This window comes from Nonomuraea sp. NPDC059194, from assembly GCF_042754765.1.
Classification (GTDB): Bacteria; Actinomycetota; Actinomycetes; order Streptosporangiales; family Streptosporangiaceae; genus Nonomuraea.
Window position 1 is genome coordinate 24,028 of record NZ_JBHZBH010000022.1, and the last position, 16,767, is coordinate 40,794.

The 16,767-nt window shown below is 69.9% G+C and carries 15 protein-coding genes; 9 read left to right on the top strand and 6 right to left on the bottom strand.

Going from position 1 to position 16,767, the window contains the following annotated elements:
- The first annotated feature begins 539 nt into the window (after window positions 1-539).
- From ACFXJ8_RS25270 to ACFXJ8_RS25290, 5 genes are all read left to right on the top strand, one after another.
- Window positions 540-836, top strand: a complete 297-nt coding sequence (locus ACFXJ8_RS25270) for a type II toxin-antitoxin system prevent-host-death family antitoxin (RefSeq protein ID WP_379646416.1) — start codon at window positions 540-542, stop codon at window positions 834-836.
- Window positions 833-1,072 carry a hypothetical protein gene (locus ACFXJ8_RS25275; RefSeq protein ID WP_379646417.1) on the top strand — a complete coding sequence of 80 codons (240 nt, stop codon included), beginning with the start codon at window positions 833-835 and terminating at the stop codon, window positions 1,070-1,072. The genes ACFXJ8_RS25270 and ACFXJ8_RS25275 overlap by 4 nt, the downstream gene beginning before the upstream one ends.
- Before the next feature lie 157 nt (window positions 1,073-1,229).
- A complete protein-coding gene (locus ACFXJ8_RS25280) occupies window positions 1,230-2,072 on the top strand; it encodes a hypothetical protein (protein ID WP_379646418.1) in 843 nt (280 codons plus the stop codon).
- Window positions 2,073-2,347: 275 nt separating this feature from the next.
- Window positions 2,348-2,545: a hypothetical protein gene (locus ACFXJ8_RS25285; protein WP_379646419.1), complete on the top strand. Its 198-nt coding sequence runs from the start codon at window positions 2,348-2,350 to the stop codon at window positions 2,543-2,545.
- Between the two features lie 365 nt (window positions 2,546-2,910).
- Complete coding sequence (locus tag ACFXJ8_RS25290; protein ID WP_379646420.1) at window positions 2,911-4,095, top strand: AI-2E family transporter; 1,185 nt, start codon at window positions 2,911-2,913, stop codon at window positions 4,093-4,095.
- Window positions 4,096-4,166: 71 nt separating this feature from the next.
- Here ACFXJ8_RS25290 and ACFXJ8_RS25295 read toward each other — a convergent pair whose 3' ends face one another.
- Window positions 4,167-4,412 carry a MarR family winged helix-turn-helix transcriptional regulator gene (locus tag ACFXJ8_RS25295; protein WP_379646421.1) on the bottom strand — a complete coding sequence of 82 codons (246 nt, stop codon included), beginning with the start codon at window positions 4,410-4,412 and terminating at the stop codon, window positions 4,167-4,169.
- On the opposite strand from ACFXJ8_RS25295, the gene ACFXJ8_RS25300 reads away from it, so the two are divergent.
- Window positions 4,404-4,655 (top strand): hypothetical protein, encoded by a 252-nt coding sequence (locus tag ACFXJ8_RS25300; RefSeq protein ID WP_379646422.1) that lies wholly within the window; start codon window positions 4,404-4,406, stop codon window positions 4,653-4,655. The two genes, ACFXJ8_RS25295 and ACFXJ8_RS25300, sit on opposite strands and share 9 nt — an antisense overlap.
- Complete coding sequence (locus tag ACFXJ8_RS25305; RefSeq protein ID WP_379646510.1) at window positions 4,652-5,080, top strand: GDSL-type esterase/lipase family protein; 429 nt, start codon at window positions 4,652-4,654, stop codon at window positions 5,078-5,080. Before ACFXJ8_RS25300 ends, ACFXJ8_RS25305 begins: the two co-directional genes overlap by 4 nt.
- A gap of 26 nt (window positions 5,081-5,106) precedes the next feature.
- Here ACFXJ8_RS25305 and ACFXJ8_RS25310 read toward each other — a convergent pair whose 3' ends face one another.
- The 4 genes from ACFXJ8_RS25310 to ACFXJ8_RS25325 are packed head-to-tail and all read right to left on the bottom strand — an operon-like array spanning window position 5,107 to window position 9,723.
- Complete coding sequence (locus tag ACFXJ8_RS25310) at window positions 5,107-6,285, bottom strand: ABC transporter permease (protein WP_379646423.1); 1,179 nt, start codon at window positions 6,283-6,285, stop codon at window positions 5,107-5,109.
- Between the two features lie 2 nt (window positions 6,286-6,287).
- The gene (locus tag ACFXJ8_RS25315) at window positions 6,288-6,965 is read right to left on the bottom strand and encodes an ABC transporter ATP-binding protein (RefSeq protein WP_379646424.1); all 678 of its coding nucleotides are present in this window, start codon (window positions 6,963-6,965) and stop codon (window positions 6,288-6,290) included.
- Complete coding sequence (locus ACFXJ8_RS25320; protein ID WP_379646425.1) at window positions 6,958-8,913, bottom strand: peptidoglycan-binding protein; 1,956 nt, start codon at window positions 8,911-8,913, stop codon at window positions 6,958-6,960. Before ACFXJ8_RS25320 ends, ACFXJ8_RS25315 begins: the two co-directional genes overlap by 8 nt.
- Before the next feature lie 57 nt (window positions 8,914-8,970).
- Complete coding sequence (locus tag ACFXJ8_RS25325; protein WP_379646426.1) at window positions 8,971-9,723, bottom strand: hypothetical protein; 753 nt, start codon at window positions 9,721-9,723, stop codon at window positions 8,971-8,973.
- 522 nt (window positions 9,724-10,245) lie between these two features.
- On the opposite strand from ACFXJ8_RS25325, the gene ACFXJ8_RS25330 reads away from it, so the two are divergent.
- Window positions 10,246-10,386 carry a hypothetical protein gene (locus ACFXJ8_RS25330; protein ID WP_379646427.1) on the top strand — a complete coding sequence of 47 codons (141 nt, stop codon included), beginning with the start codon at window positions 10,246-10,248 and terminating at the stop codon, window positions 10,384-10,386.
- A gap of 236 nt (window positions 10,387-10,622) precedes the next feature.
- Here the strand turns inward: ACFXJ8_RS25330 and ACFXJ8_RS25335 are convergent, their stop codons facing one another.
- The gene (locus tag ACFXJ8_RS25335; protein ID WP_379646428.1) at window positions 10,623-11,555 is read right to left on the bottom strand and encodes a LuxR C-terminal-related transcriptional regulator; all 933 of its coding nucleotides are present in this window, start codon (window positions 11,553-11,555) and stop codon (window positions 10,623-10,625) included.
- A gap of 118 nt (window positions 11,556-11,673) precedes the next feature.
- Here ACFXJ8_RS25335 and ACFXJ8_RS25340 point away from each other — a divergent pair, with 118 nt between their 5' ends.
- Window positions 11,674-16,746, top strand: a complete 5,073-nt coding sequence (locus ACFXJ8_RS25340) for a S8 family serine peptidase (protein ID WP_379646429.1) — start codon at window positions 11,674-11,676, stop codon at window positions 16,744-16,746.
- The last annotated feature ends 21 nt before the right edge of the window (window positions 16,747-16,767 follow it).

The following is a 16,767-nucleotide window of genomic DNA, read 5'->3' on the forward strand; positions in this document are numbered from 1 at the left end:
GCCCGTGTCGATCTTTCTTCCTGTACGGCAAGCCGGTCTGGCGCCTCCGTCCCAGCGTGGTGCCCTCCGTCGCGGGCGCGCGCCCAGCAGGACTCCGGTCCCCGCCGTCACGGCGCCCGTCCGACCGTAAGACCCGAAGACCCCAAGCCTGGCGCCCCTCCCGCGCCACCCGTCAGGCGACCTCCCGGGGCTGCCTCCCGCCCACTCGCCGGGCCGCCTCCCGCCGCGAGCAGGGCCGCCAGTGTGGCGATGGCGAAGCTCCAGCCGGGGCCGCCGGCCGACAGGACCGCCGCCCCCACCGCCCTGCGAGGCTGCCGCCTACGACCCCTCATTGACGCCTCCGGCTGCCGCGGTCCCGGCCGGTTCCACGTGCGCGACGGCCGTGCCGAGGGCCGCGTAGCCGAGGCCGACGCTCACCCCCGGGATCCCGGGTCGCACGGTCAATGGGAGCGGATGGAGCGAGGCCCTCCGATGCGGCAACCTGAGGCATCGGTATCCATGGTGTGCGTTCTGTACATCATGCACGTATCATGAGAGGCATGAAGACTGACTCATTGGGCATCGTGGAGGCGCGCAACAAGCTCGGCGTCCTGGTTTCCCGCGCCGTGCATGGCCACCAGCCCACCACGATCAGTCGCTCTGAAGACGAGCGCGCCGTTCTCATCTCCGAAGAGGAGTATGAGGAGCTCCTCCGGCTCCGCGAGGAGCGAGAGATTGGCCGCGTCCGCGAGGCCATCGCCTCCCGCGAGCGAGGCGAGATGCGGATGCACCGCTACGAGAGTGCCGCCCAGCTGTACTCTGACTACGGTCTTCCCGTCCCCGGCGACCGCTCTTGAAGCGGGCGCTCGATCTCGCCGACGCTGTACGGGTGGCCCTTCACCAAGTGGCGCCCGGCCTGCGCGCTGTGATCATCGATACTTTGCTCGACCTCACGGAGGAGCCCGAACCGCTGGGGGTCCGTCCTTACGGTGGCATTCCGAGCGCGTTCGAGCTGCGCGCGGAAACGTTCCGCGTCGTCTATACGCATGGTGCCGACCACGTGTCCGTCTGGGTCCTTCAGATCAATACCTGATCACCCGGCCAGGGAACTGACCTGCACCGACATGCTGTACGTAGCGCATGGTCGGTGTCTGCCCAGGGCGGAACTTCGGCCGTCCACCTCTCCCAGGCGCAATCGCCGTTCACCGCTTGCTTGACCTTCGCCCCGGCCCGTAGGGAAGAATCACGCAATGCCGGTGTTACTCAAGACGGTCCTGGCGGGCGCGGCGATCGGGATCGTCCAGGTTCTCATCCTGGTCTTCTGGCCTCATGATCCGGACGACGACTTCACCGGGGTGGGGGCGATGATGCTCGCGCCTTTCCCACTCGCGTTCCTGCTGGGCTGGGCCGCGAGGCTGCCGCGCTGGCCGATCGTGGGGGTGTCCGCGCCGTTCGTCATGTTCGCGCTCGACATGGTCATGGCTTCGGGCATGCGGTGGTTGCCCGACTCGCTTGTCAGCCTCGCCGTCCCCGCCGTGATCGGATTTCCGCTCACGGCGTGGCTGTGCGCTCCGGGCAACAGAATCGTCCGCGTCGCCGCAGCGGGGACGGTCGCTCTCGCCTTCTGCACGGCTCCGCTGGTGGCCGAAGCCATCCGGACGGCTGAACTCGCCAGGGCCGTGGAGAGCTCGGGAATACCGCTGGTCGCTCCAGCCATTCCGAACTTTCGGCTCGCCTCCATGGACGAGATCTGGTTGCCCGAGATGATCGGCCTCACCTATTACCCCACCGCCGCTCAGTGGAGTGGCCGGTCGGTCCAGGTGTACATCAGGCCGGCCACCGCGGCCTCCCCTGAGGCTGCGTGCGCCGATCCCATGCCGGACTGGAACTGGAAAGCGGTCACGCCGTGCCGGCAGATCGCGCCCGGCGTCTGGGCGACACGCCTGGAGAACGGCTACACCCCCGTGTACGCCAGGCACGGCGACGCCCTGGTGCAGGTAGGCGGCTACGACGAGATATCAGAGAGCTTCCTCCTCGCGGTACTGCCCACCTTCCGGCCCATCACCGCAGGGGAAATCGCAGCGGCCGGCTAGATCGCGGAGGCGGCCGGAAGTGATCCGGTGGATCGGAGCCGAATGCGGTGAACACCCCCACCCCCGATGGTGATCGACACCAGGGCATCCGCGCGAGGCTGGCCGTCGTCAGGTTTCGTCGTGTGGTTGGGCTGGCACGTCAGGCGAGCGCCCTTGCAAGCCGCTCGAAAGGGATATTCAAGGCGAATTCGATACAAAGCGTGAGGAATCGCGCTGCCCTGCCGGCAGTGCACCCTTCGGCAGGTCCGACCGACAACACACGACGGGAAACCCACATGTCCACAGCTGAAAACCACGCCGAGACCGGCAACGGCCGCAGGCTCACCGCTGCGGCGGTGCTGGCGCTCGTTCTTGCGTCCGGCGCGATGGCCGCCACCACCAGCGCCGCCGACGCCGCCGTGGCTAAGCCCAACCCTGGCGAGTCATCGCTCAGCGGCAGGAATCACAACGAGACCGTGCTGGCCCGCAACTGATCGGAAAATCCACATGTAGACCCCGACCGGCGAGGGCCGGCGGCTCACCGCTGCCGCGGTTCTCGCCGGCCTGACCCCTGATCCAGAACAGAGTCCCTGACGGGCGCCCTCCCCGGTTCGTCCCACGGCCACCTGTGTGGGCATCCTCGATTGCGGTGGCGAGTGTGGTACTGGAGGACACTCCCAGACGGGGCGCCGCATCTGGATCAGAGGAGCATCGTCGTCGGCTCCCACACCAACGCCCCCGAGCCTCCGCCGCCAGCCCTGACCCCCGTGGCATCGTGGCGTCCATTGACGTCGGCCCGCCCGGACGGTAGGTGGCAGCCTGGTAGGGCAGGGGTCGCTCCTCATGTTCTGGAGCACCCATGTCTGATGATCACCCCTCTCCGCCCCTGCGCCCCATCCCCGAGCCCGGTCCGAACGAGCCGGCCGCGACGCCCGCCACCGGCCGGGGCGCCGGCTCACCCGACCTCAGGCCGCGCACGGAGACGGCGGACGTCCTCCCCTTCGGCAAGCCCGGCCGAGCATTCGGCGGCAGCCCGTTCACCTTCGGCTTCACCGCCGCTCTCGGCGTCCTGGCCGCCTGGCTGCTGGTCCAGGCACTGACGGCGACCGCCTCGATGCTGGTCCTGATCACCGTGTCGCTGTTCTTGGCCGTGGGCCTGGATCCAGCGGTGCGCTGGCTGCAGCGGCGCGGCCTGCCACGCTGGGGCGCGATCACCGCCGTGTTCGCCGCAGTGATCGTCTTCTTCGCCGGGTTCGGCGTGGCGGTGATTCCGGCGCTGTCGCAGCAAACCGGGCAGTTCGTCGAACAGCTGCCCACCTACATCGGCCAACTGCAGAGCCACCCCCAGGTGCGTGACCTGGACCAACGCTTCGGCCTGCTCGAACGCCTGCAGTCCTACCTGATCAGCGGAGATCTCGGCCGTCAGGTGTTCGGCGGGCTGCTCGGGGCCGCCGGCATCGTGGTCAGCGCCGTCTTTTCGGCCCTCACCGTGCTCATCCTCACCCTGTACTTCCTGGCCGCGCTTCGCACCATCACCAGCACCGGCTACCGGCTCATCCCCAAGTCCCGCCGGGCGCGGGTGCAACTGCTCGGCGACGAGATCCTCCACCGAATCGGCAGCTATGTCGCCGGCAACCTGCTCATCTCGCTCATCGCCGGCGTGACGACGTTCGTCTTCCTGTCCATCGCCGGCGTGCCGTACGCGCTGGCCCTGGCCATCATCGTCGCGGTCACCGACCTGATCCCGCTCATCGGCGCCGGCATCGGCGCCGCTGTCGCCATCGTGGTGGCCCTGTTCGTCTCGGTTCCCGTCGCCATCGCCTGTCTGGTGTTCTTCATCGTCTACCAGCAGATCGAGAACTATCTGATCGCGCCGAAGGTGATGAAATCGTCCGTCGACGTGCCCGCTGCCGCCACCATCGTCGCCGCCCTCATCGGCGGAGCCCTGCTCGGCATCGTGGGGGCGTTGTTGGCCATTCCGGTCGCTGCCGCCGTCCAGCTGATCGTGAGCGAGGTGGTCATGCCCCGCCAGGAACGCCACTGACCGAAGACCTGGTGCGAAGGTTCTTCAGGGTCGTGGCGGCTCTCCGGCTGGCACGCACGCGGGCCTGAACGTTATTCCTCCGCGGTCAAGTGATCGAGGAGGACCTGGCTGATGTACAGGTCGATGAGGTGGGCACGCGCGCTCTCCACGTGGTGCGGGGTCGCGGCCTGCAGCGCGGCCAGGCCCTCGTCCGTGAGTACGGCGAGCCAGCCGCGCCGGTCACCCTTGTAGTGCTTCCTGCGTACCCAGCCGCTCTGTTCGAGCTTGTTGACCGCATGGGAGATGCGGCTGGGCTTGGAGTTGGTCCAGTGCGCCAACTCACCGACCTCGACCCCACGGCGTTCACCGACACCAGCAACTCCTGGTACTGCCTGACCGGCGTGGAGGTCAGCGGCAGCCGTAACGCGGCAGTCGCCCTGTTCGGCGATTCGCTCACCGACGGGGTCGGCTCCACCCCCGGCGCCGACAACCGCTACCCGGACCAACTCGCCGAACGGCTGGCTGCCCGCCCCGCCCCCTCGCCGTCATCAACGCCGGCCTCGGCGGCAACCGCCTCCTGACCGACTCCGCGGAATACGGGCCAAGCGGCCTGGGCGTCCGCACCGTCATCATCATGCAAGGCGTCAACGACCTCGCCGAATGGAACAAGCCCCAGCAGGCCACCGCCACCCGGCTCATCGCCGGCCACCGGCAACTGATCCGCGCGGCCCGGGCCAAGGGCCTCACCGTCATCGGCGCCACGATCATGCCCATGAAGAACGCCGACCTGGCCTACAGCGACAAGGCCGAAGCCGTCCGCGACCGCGTCAACCGCTGGATCCGCACCAGCGGCGCCTACGACCACGTCGTGGACTTCGACCGCGTCGTCCGCCAGCCCGCCGACCACGACGCACTCCGGCCCGGATACGACTCCGGGGATGGCATCCACCTCAACGACGCGGGCTACGACGCCCTCGCCCAGGCCATCGACCTCGACGCTCTGTGAACAACTCCTTCCCGGCGGGTCGCCGGTCAGCGTAGGGCGTCGACGGGCTCCATGCGGGCGGCGCGCAAGGCCGGATACAGGCCGGCCAGGAGCCCGACCAGCGCGCCGGCCACGGGGGCGGCCAGGGCCAGGCGGATGTCCAGCACCGGGGTCCAGTGGCGGACGGCCGCGACCACGACGACGGCGACGGTGCCCAGGCTGGCGCCGATCACTCCGCCGGCCAGGCCGATCAGGCTGGACTCCAGCAGGAACTGGGCGGCTATGTGGCGGCGGGCGGCTCCCAGAGCTCGGCGCAGGCCGATCTCGGCGACGCGTTCCATGATGGTGACCAGGGTGACGTTGGCGATCCCGACCGCGCCCACGACCAGGGAGACCAGTCCGAGGACGAGGAACAGGCCGTTGACGTCGTCCTGGGCGCCGTCGCGTGCGCGTTTGGGGCTGGGCGGGGCGATCACCTGGAGTTCACCGGTGTGGTTGGGGCTGAGGGCGAGGGGGGCCTGGCGGGCGATCAGCTCGGCGGCGCCCAGTTGGGTGCCGACCAGGACGCGGGTGACGTTCTTCAGGCCGAAGTCGGGGCCGAGGGTGGGCGGCACCAGGATCGCGCTGGCGAGGACCTGCTCGCGCTGCAGGCCGCCGATGATGCCGATGACGGTATAGGCGCGGTCGTTGATGAACACCGCCGGCGCGTGGTCCAGTCGGGTGATGCCGAGCATGGCGGCGGCCTGCTCGCCCAGCACGACGACCCGGTCGCCGCGGGTGAGGTGGCCCGCGTCGTAGAAGCGGCCGGTCAGCAGTCTGCCGCGGGTGGTGGCCGGCAGGTCCGGGGTGGCCGCGACGACGGCGAGGGTCTGCCCGGCCACCTGCGTCGGGTCGAGCAGGTTGTTGGCGGTCACGACGAGGTTGGAGCTCTTGTCGCTCTGCGCCAGCGCGGTGGCCGAGAGCACGCCGCGCAGCCGCCGCAGTTCCGCTGCGGCCTCCCACGACACCAGGGCCTGGCGGCTGTTCTGCGGCACCTCGACGGTGACACTGGTGGCCAGCAGTTCGTCGAAGCGGCCGACGATCTGGTTGCCGGCGGTCGCGGCGATGCCCATGGTGACCACCAGCGTGGTGATCCCCAGGACGGTGCCCAGGGTGGTCAGGGCCGATCGGACGGGACGGGCCAGCATCCCCGCCAGGGACTCGGCCCACAGATCGCGGATGTTCATGCTCACCCCTGCTCGGTCAGGATGCCGTCGCCGATGCGCACCCGGCGCTTGGCGTGGGCGCTGACCTCGTCTTCGTGTGTGATCACCAGGATGGTCAGGCCCTGGGAGCGCAGCCCGTCGAACAGGTCGAGCACGGCCTCGGTGTTGCGGCTGTCGAGGTTGCCGGTGGGCTCGTCGCACAGCAGCAGGGACGGACGGGCCATCAGGGCGCGGGCGATGGCCACCCGCTGGCGTTCGCCGCCCGACAGCCGGTCCGGCCGGAAACCGGTGCGGTGTCCCATGCCCACCTGCTCCAGGGCCTGCTCGGCACGGGCCAGGCGACCGCGGCGCGGGTGCCGCCCGTAGACCTCGGCGAGCATCACGTTCTCCGCCACCGTCCGGTGGGGGAGCAGGTGGAAGGACTGGAAGACGAACCCGATGCGCGCGCCGCGCAGCCGGGTTCGCGCGCCGTCGCGCAGGGCGGTGGTCTCGATGCCGTCCAGCCGGTACGAGCCCGAGCTCGGCCGGTCCAGCAGCCCGAGAATGTTGAGCAGAGTGGACTTGCCGGACCCGGACGGGCCGATGATGGCCACGTAGTCGCCGTGGTCGACGCGCAGTGTGACGTCGTCCAGCGCGCGCACCGGCGGGTCGGCGGGGAACTCCCGGCAGACGCCGGTCAGCTCGATGACGGGCTCAGGCATCGCTCACCACGACCCGGTCGCCTTCCTTGACCGTGCCGGCCTGCACGGGCGTGATCTCCACATTTCCGTCGGCGGTCAGCCCGGTGCGCACCTCGACCTCGCGGGTCCTGTCGCCGTCGAGCGCCACCCGTACCCGGGGGCGGCCGTCGGCGGAGGTGACGACGGCGGCGACCGGCACGCTCAGCACCTCCCCTTCAGTGGAGCCGACGGAGATCCGCACCGTCAGCGACGAGCCGACCAGCGCCTTGAGCCCCTTGGCGGTGTCGGGAGTGAGCAGGATCGGCACCGAGCCGGTGCCGGGCGGGGTGTCCTGGTTCTCGTCCTTCTTCTTGTCCTGCGAGGTGACGCGGGCGGCCTCCCCGGTGGCGGTGAGCCTGGCCTGCAGCAGGGTGCCGTCGAGGGTTTCCATGGTGGCCTTCTGGTTCCGACGCAGCAGCTTGGCCTCCTTGGCGTCCACCGACCCGGTGATCGCGAAGGCGGAGCTCGTCACGGTGGCGACCTTGGACTCGATGGTGTCGCCGGGCTTGACCTCGGCCTTGTCGATGCGGGCCGGCAGCGTCGGGAGGAAGACGACCTCGCCCGCCGGGACGCTGACGCCGTAAGTCTTGAGGAACTCGGCCAGCATGTCGCGGGCGTCGGCCAGGCCGGCGGCGCTGTTGCTGACCTTCATCCGCAGGGGGGAGACCTCCCGGGCCCGGCGCAGGCTCTGCTTGGCGGTGGCCTCGGCTTCCTTCGCGGTGCGCACCGATTTGCGCAGCTCCTCCAGCCGCTTGTCCTGCTCATCGCGGACTTGCTCGAAGTAGTCGTCCACGGCCTTGCGGGCCTCGTACAGGGCCTGCCGGGCGTTGGCGAGCTTCATCTCCAGCAGGCGGGTGTCCGTCGAGCGGGACGGTGTGGGGGTGGGCAGCGGTGGTTCAGGTGGTGGCGGGGTGCCAGAGGGTGTGCCGGACGGCGTCGGCGCGGGCGGCGGCGAGGGCGGCGGGGTGTTGTTCTGCTCCCTGGCCTCGTTCAGTTCCTTCTCGGCCGCGAGCACTGCTTCCTCGGCGGTGCGCACGGTCTGCCGCAGGCTCGTCAGTTTGGCGGCCTGATCGGGGGTCATGTCCTGCCGCAGCGCCTCCCGCAGCGCCTGCTCGGCCGAGTGCAGGTCGCGGCGGGCGTTGTCGAGGCGCAGCTTGAGCGGCTGGACATCGAGGCCCTCATCCAGCGCCTTGCGGGCCTCGGCCAGCTCGGCCTGCCTGTTCCGCACGGTCTCGCGGTAGGTCTGCAGGTTCTTACGCGCCTCCATGTCAGGCTCCTGGGCCTGGTAGCCGCGCTTGGCGTACCAGCGTTTCACCGCGGTGACGGTGGCCGCATCGAAGACGCCCGACACAGGCACCCGCACGCCCTCGCGGCGCAGCGCGCGCTGCAGCTGGCGTACGTCGTCGCCTTCGGTGCCCGGCACCAGCGGCCGGTACATCGGCAGCCGCCCGCGGAAGGCGAACACCGGCCGCCCGTTGACCTGCATCAGCACGTCACCCTCGCGGATCGGGCCGGTTTGGGGCGCCTTGGTGACGCGCTGGGGCGTGCCGCCGCCTCCGCCCATGCCGCCGCCTCCCCCCGTGGCGCCGGTCACGCCGACCGTGCCGGCCAGCGTGACCGGCAGAGGGGAGCCGTAGGTGAGCGTGCCGTTGACGGTGACGGTGCTGGTGAGCTTCCGCCGTTCGACCGGCGCGGTGACCAGGGACGGCTTCGGCGGGCGGCGCGCGGCCAACTGGTCGGCGGGGGAGCGCAGATCCGCGCCCACCGCCCAGCCGATGCCGGCGAGCGCCACCACTGCGGCCACGACACCGGCCAGTACCTTGTTCCTCGAGAGACCGGCCTTCGAGGCGCCCTTCCTGGCTGTGCCTGGACCGCCGGGTCCGCCGGGCTCCGCGGCCGGCTCGCCTGCGGACGCCCTGAACTTGCGCATACTGAACTCGCTTCGATGGAAATGGAGTGAGGGGTGGAAGCGGCGGGCTCCCAGGAGCTATCCCGCGACGGCCATGGCCACGCCCATGCCCGCGAACAGGCCGGCCTGCTCGTAGACGGTGTTCAGCTTGGGCCGGTAGGCGGCGTAGAACTCCTTGCCGCACTCCAGGTCGTCCAGCGCGGCCTTGATCTCGCGCGTCAGGAGAGGGCGGGCCTGCTCGGGCGTGGGTTTCTCGCCGAGCTTGCTCAACTCCTGCCCGAACGGCCCCTCGGTGCTGTTGGCGATCTCGACGGGTTGCTGGGAGGTGACCGTGTAGCCCTTGCCCTTGAGGCAGTCGGCGAACTGGCCGGCCAGCTCCACCAGGCGGGCGTCGCCGTTCACCTCGCGGTTGATCGCCTGCTTCATCATCTCGGACTGGGCCTTCGCCGCCTCCTGCATGGAGGTCATCTTGCGGCCGGTGGCCTTGTTGAGCATCTCCAGCATGCACGTGTCCATCGCGGCGAAGTAGGCGTCCCGCTGCGCCTTCGACAGCCCGGCGATGACTTTCGAGTTCGGGTCGTCGCCCGGGGCCTCAACGGTCCGGGCGAGCATGCGCCCGCCCGGGTCGTTCGGGTAGACGATCGAGGCGGCCCAGCCGAAGCCGTACTTGCTCCGGTGCTTCTTCATGGCCTCGTAGTCGCCGGACATCTCCTTCTTCTGCTCTTCGGGGATATCCCGCGTGGAGACGACCGGGTGGTAGGTGAAGCCCTTGCCCTTCATGCAGGCGGCGAGCTGGGCCTGGTTCTGGCGCTGCTTGTTCTGGGGGTCCACGGAGGGAGCCGCCGATGGCTGCGCATCACCGGTCGAAGCGCAACCGGTCATAACGGCCAGCAGAGCTGCGCCGGCCACCATGGCCGCGAGCGATCTATGGGAGTGAATCATGGGGCCTTCTCGTCAGTCATAGGGGGATGAGTGAGGCAGCACGAAGAAGACCCGCGGCGCAACCGTGCAGCGGGCCCGTTCGTCGCGGGTTCGTCTATCGGGGTTCGTCGCGGTGCGGGCCCGCGAGCCGGTTCACCTTCCCGTGGGCTTCCTGAAGCGAACCTGAACGCGCCTGAAGCCTCGTGCGAGGGTCGAGGCAGCCAGCGGCCGCGTACACCCTCGACCCTCGCATGCGACCTTCGTTACCGCGGGATGGCTGCTGTCGTCTTCACAGTCCCCCCGCGCAGCCGCGTTTCCGCTTTCGCGGTCCAGCGCGTAGCGGCCGTTGCCCGAGCGGCGTGCCCGTTCCTCAGGGCCTTGCCCGCAATCGTGGGCACTGCGCATGCCTTGTGCGCACCCACGACCTGGACCGTGCGCTTCGCCTTCCGGATCTTCGCCGTGTGGGCCGGCCTGTCCCAGGTGTGGGCGGGCCTGTCCCAGGTGGCGGGGCCGGAGTCGATGATCTCGCCGTGTCCGGCGCTCGTGCTCGCGGTCACCGGTACGGGACGGTGATCGGCCAGCGCGGGGCCGGCCATGGCAGACAGGGCGAGGCCGCCCATCACGCCCAGAATCGCGATACGCCGCTTGACCATGGAATCCCCCTTGGTGCAGGTGCTTGATGTGATGGCTCGAGACTGGCGCGCCGTACCTGAAGCAACCCTGAACGCAGCCGAAGTGATCTTTAGGTTGTCCACCACGGGGAACCCGCTCGTGCGGGAACGGAGACTGGGCGTCGAGCTCAGCCCGCTCTAGATCCACCCTCGCCTGGCCGCCTGCAGCCCGGCATGGAAGCGGCTGGTCGCGCCCAGCCGCTCCAGCAGCCGGGTGATGCGGCGGCCGAGCGTGCGGGGGCTGACGCCGAGCTTGCGGGCGATCGTCTCGTCCTTCAACCCCGAGGCCAGGAGCGTCAGCAGCTCCCTGTCAACGGCGTCCAGCTCTTCGGGGCCGTCGAGCTGGCCGGGCACCGGACCCGCCTGCGCCCACAGCGCGTCGAACAGCGCGGCCAGCGCCGAGGCCAGCGTCGAGGGCTGGACGAGGACGCCGCTGGTCAGCCTGCCGTCCCGCACCGACAGCGGCAGCAGCGCCCGCGCGCCGTCCACGACGATCAACTTCAGCGGTACGGCAGGCAGCACCCGCGCCTCCTCGCCCCCGGCGATCATCGCTTGAATGGTGTCGAGATACCCCGGCACCTCCAGCGCGGAGATGGCGTAGATGGCCCGGCTCGTCACCCCTCTGGAGAGCAACGCCCGCTCCGAGGCCGAGGAAACGCTCACGTCCAGGTACGGCGGCGCATCGAGCACGCTGACGCTCTGCCGGGCCGAAGCGGTGATGTCCACCAGCGAGGCCCGCAGCGCCCGCTCCCCGTTGACGACCTCGACCAGCCCGCCGGTGCGCTGCGCCCCCTCGGTGAAGTCGGCCACGAGCTCACCCATCGCGGCCGTGACCTGGTCGAGCGAATCCTGCCGCTGCCTGACCAGCGCGCGCACCGCCACCCGCGGATCGGCGGGATGCGGATCACCGGCATCGGCGACCAGGCCCGCCCCGGCCAGGGCGGCCAGCAGTTCGTCGAGCGGGGCCGGTGCGGCCACCGCGGCCAGCTCCTCGCGGCTCTGGCCCGGATCGCGAAGCAGGGCCCGATAGAGCCGCTCGGCGGGCTCTGGCACACCTACTTCCTCGAGCATGCAGAGAGTATGACTGATACCGGTCAATGGCCAGGAGCAGACATCTGGTGACATTGTGGCAAATGGGGGTTGAGGTGCAGGGTGCCACGCAGCACCCCTCCCACAGAAAGACCCTCCTATGCCCATCACACGTGCGGCAGTCACCGCCGCACTGGTCCTGCTGGCCGGGCTGAGCCCGCTGCCGGCTCACGCCGATCCCGCGCCGGAACCGGCGGCCAAGGTGGATGTCACGGTCGCGGCCGGCGAGTCCACGACCTACTTCGTCCAGCTCAAGGCGAAGGCGGACCTGTCCGGCGCGCAGGCCCGTGACCTGCACCGCGACAAGGCCACTGCTGCCTATCAGGCGCTCACCTCCACGGCCGAGTTATCCCAGCGCGGCCTGCGCAAGCTGCTAGACGAAGCCCGCGTGCCGTACGAGCCCTTCTGGATCGCCAACACCGTCAAGGTCACCGGCGACGCCGCGCTCGCCCAGAAGATCGCCGAGCTCCCGGAGGTCGAGAAGATCGTCCCGGAGCGCAGCACCGAGCTGCCCGAGCCCAAGCCCGGCTCCCAGCTTCAGGCTGCGGCGGCGATCGAGTGGAACATCCAGAAGGTCAAGGCCGACCAGACGTGGTCCGACTTCGGGGTGCGCGGCGAGGGCATCGTCATCGGTGAGATCGACTCCGGCGTGCAGTACGACCACCCCGCCCTCGTCGCCGCCTACCGCGGCAACCTGGGCAACGGCCAGTTCAGCCACGACTACAACTGGTTCGACCCGGCCAAGATCTGCCAGGGCGCAGGGCCCTGCGACAACAACGGTCACGGCACCCACGTGATGGGCACCATGGTCGGCGCGGACGGCCTCGGTGTCGCGCCCGGCGCCAAGTGGATCGCCGCCAAGGGCTGCGAATCGGGCAGCTGCAGCGACAGCTCGCTGCTGAAGGCGGGCCAGTGGATGCTCGCGCCGACCGATGCCAACGGCCTCAACCCGCGCCCGGACCTGGCCCCGCACGTGGTCAACAACTCCTGGGGCGGCAGCAGCGGAGGCAACACCTGGTACCAGTCGATCATCGACGCCTGGGTCGCCGCCGGCATCTTCCCCGCCTTCGCCGCGGGCAATGACGGCAACGGCATCACGTGTTCCACCACGCACTCGCCCGGCGACAACACCGCCGCCTACGGCGTCGGCGCGTCGGATGCCAACGACAAGATCGCGTCGTTCTCCGGCTTCGGCCCCTCCCGCTTCGGCGGCGAGACCAAGCCGAACATCACCGCGCCCGGGGTGAACATCCGCTCGTCCATGCCTGGCGGCAAGTACCAGGCCCTGAACGGCACCTCGATGGCCACGCCGCACGTCACCGCGGTTGTCGCGCTGGTCTGGTCGGCGGCTCCCTCGCTGGTCGGTGACATCACCGGCACCCGCGCGCTGCTCGACTCGACGGCGAGCGACGTGGACGACACCCGCTGCGGCGGCACCTCGGCCAAGAACAACATCTGGGGCGAGGGCCTGCTCAACGCGCACGCCGCTGTGGACAAGGCGCCGCGCGGCGACACCGGCGACCTGTCCGGCAAGGTCACCGACGCCGCGACCGGCAAGCCGCTGGCCGGTGTCACCATCGCCGCCGAAGGCCCCAACCCGCGCACGGCCGTCTCCAACGCCGACGGCACCTACAAGGTCCAGCTCGTTTCCGGCGCCTACACGCTGACCGCGAGCGGCTACGGCTACAGCGCCGCGACCGCCACGGTTGAGATCGGCCGGCGTACCGGCACCGTGCAGGACTTCGCGCTGCAGCCACTGGCCACCCAGGTGTTGTCGGGCACCGTGCTCGACCTCACCGGCAAGCCGCTGCCCGGCGCGAGCGTGCTGGTCAAGGGCACCCCGCTGGCGCCCGTCACGACCGACGGCCGTGGTGCTTTCAGCTTCCCCACGGTCGCCACCGGCGAGTACGAGCTGCAGGTCAGCCCGGCCGCACCCGTGCTCTGCAACGGCACGCTGACCCAGAAGATCGCCGTCGGCACCGGCCTGACGTTGCGCCTGCCCGCCCGGGCCGACGCCGTGGGCGGCTACAGCTGCGCGCCCGCCGACTACGCCTGGCTCAAGGGCCGCACCGAAGTGCCGCTCACCGGCGACGAGGACGCTCTCACGATCACCCCGCCCTTCCCTGTCACCGTGTACGGCCAGCCGTATGAGAAGCTCCACCTCACCACCAACGGTGTGATCAATCTGCTCCAGCCGCGCCTGGGCGACTACGACAACACCGCGGTTCCCTCCGCCGAGCAGCCCAACGGCGCGATCTACGCCTACTGGGACGACCTGGTGACCGACGAGGTCTACACCGAGGTCCACGGTGACAAGTTCGTCGTGGAGTGGCGGGACGCCACGGTGTACGGCACGCGCGAGCGTGTCACCTTCGAGGTGGTCTTCGACAAGGCGGGCGGTTTCACCCTGCAGTACCGCGAGGTCGGCAAGGGCGCGAGCGCCACCGTCGGGGTGGAGAACGTCGGCGGCGGCGTGGCTCTGCAGTACTCCTTCAACGAGGCCGCCCTGCGCGAGCGCACCGCGATCCGCTTCACCCCCGGCGCCGCCGTGCCGCAGGAGCAGCCCGCCGCGACGGGCCTCACCGACGCGCAGATCGCCGAGCTGGACAAGCGCCTGTCGATCGGCCCCGCCCCACAGGGGCAGGAGCCGAAGGAGTCCAAGGACGCCCAGGCGCAGAACCAGGGTGTGACGATCGAGCGCCAGCAGCTCTTCGAGACGGCGCAAGGCATGGCGGCCGTCGCCGAGCTGCCCGGCACCCGCGGCGGCCAGCTCGTCGTGCACAGCACCGGCATGATCACCGCGCTCGACCGCAAGGGCGACCAGCTCTGGCGGCGCACCAACGGCTCCTTCTACGACGTCTGGCAGCTCAAGCCGGTCCGGCCGTGGGACACGGTGATCAGGCCGCTGGAGGTGCCGATGGGCTTTTCGGTCATCGGGCCGTACTCCGGCTCCTCCGAGCGTGGCTACGCGGTAGGCGACCTGACCGGCGACGGCAAGCCCGAGGTGGCCGTCGCGCTCAACGTCGGCAGGAACCGCCCCGTCGTGCTGCCCGGCGTGCCGTACAACAGCGGGACCTACGTCGTGGTGCTCGACAGCGCCAGCGGTGCCACGCTGTGGCAGCAGCTCTTCGTCGACGCCAAGCACGTGCTGATCCACGACGGCACCCTGATCGTCTCCGACCAGTCCGGCGTCAACCGGCAGACACCGGCCGGCTACACCAGCACCCTGTACGGCTACCGCTTCACCGCACAAAACGGCGCCCTGACCACGGCCACCACGTGGACCATCGCCAGCGGCTCACGCCCGACCTACTGGAACACCCTCGAACCAGCAGGAACCGGTCAGGTCGCCGCGGTCTGGACAGACCGGACGGCAGGCGTCTCCCACACGCTGCTGGTGAACATCGCCGACGGCGCCAAGAAGTGGGACACCGCGAGCACCGGTGGCTTCCCGCGCACCATCCGACTGGACGCCGCCAAGGGCGTGCTGGTCGGGCTGGAGCAGAACGACCTGCGCAAGGAGGTCCGCTACGACGTGGTGACTTTCGCGCTCGCCGACGGCGCCAAGAAGGTGGTCGAGTCGCGGATCAACGCGCTGCCGCTGCACCTGCGCGTGGCCGGCCCCGGCCGGTACGCGGTCAACGAGGCCACCATCGACCCCTACTTCTGGGTCAACTCCAGCACGGTCCGCCTGGTCGGCAGCTGGTCGCACACGATCAAGCGGGCGCCCGACTATCACAAAGACGGCCCGATGTTCTTCGGGCTGCAAAGCGCGGGCGAGCGGGTGCTGGCCAGCTCGCACACCATGGAGAAGCGTGGCAGCGCCGACAACCGCAGCCTGATGCGGCAGACCGCGCTCACCGCACTCGAGGTGCGCGACGGCGACGTCGACTGGGAGCGGCGCGGCGTGGTCGGCTCGCCCATCCACGCCACCGTGATCGACGAGGAGGTGCTGACGGTCACCGCCGAGCAGAACCTCGTGCGCTACAGCCTGCGCAGCGGACGCGACACGGGCAAGACGCCGCTGATGGCCGACCTCAGCAGCGCCGCGACGACCGACCTGACCGGCGACGGGACCAAGGACCTGATCGCCGGCGGCCAGTCGCACGCCGTCTACGCCTTCGACGGCAAGGCGCTCAACGGCGAGCCCAAGGTGCTGTGGCGGACGGTCACACCCGGCGCGATCCACAAGATCGAGCTGGCCGACGTGGACGGCGACGGGCGCCAGGAAGTCGTGGTCGCCGCCACCACGCAGACGCTGGTGCTGGATGCCCGCACCGGGCACGTCGAAGAGCGCATCGAGGGCGACGGGTTCGTCTGGACCTTCGCCACCGCCGAGCTCGACGGGCGCCGCGGGGCGGAGATCGTGGTGCCGACCACCAGCGTGCGCGCCTACACCGGCTCGGGTCACCGGCTGTGGAGCTACTCGGTGAAGGACGTCAACTTCGGCAGCCTGTCCATCGACGGCGGACGGGTCTACGCCAGCTACAACACGCCCGGCACCTACCTGGCCGACAAGCCCGTCATCGGCGGCGTCGCGCTCGACGGCCGGCGTGGAAAGGTGCTGTGGCAGGTCACGCAGGACCCGGCCCTCTTCCAGGCCGCCCAGCCGTGGAACGGCGTGTTCGCCTCACGAGGTCAGGTGATCTTCGTCTGGCTCAAGCGGGAGGATTGGACGCCGAACCTGGTGGAACTCCGCGACGGCGCCACCGGCAAGGTGCTCACCTCCACGGTCAACGGCGGCCTATGGACGAACTGGGGGTGGAAGCGCACCGACCTGGGGCTCCTGCAGGCCCGTGCGGTCTCCACCACCTTGATCGACGCGGCTGGTGGCGTGCACGACCGGCTCTACCTGCCCCCGGTCTTCGACGCCGACCTGGCCAAGGCCGACAGCGGCACCCAGGCGCTGGTCACGACATCCGGCGGCGGGTTCTACGCCTACGATCCAGCGGTGCTCACCGCCGGGAACAACTATCCGGACTACTGGGCAAGGGTCGATGACCTGGCCACTGTGACCATGGTCAAGTCCGACCTGGACGGCGACGGCAACGACGAGCTCGTCGGCCTGCCGCGCGACGTCTACGGCTTCGACAAGGCTCTCGAGCTGTCCGGCGGCGGCTACTACTTCCCTGATGAGGAGATGCACGGCATCGCGATCTACAACCTGAAATAGCCAAAGGGCCTGGTACGGCAG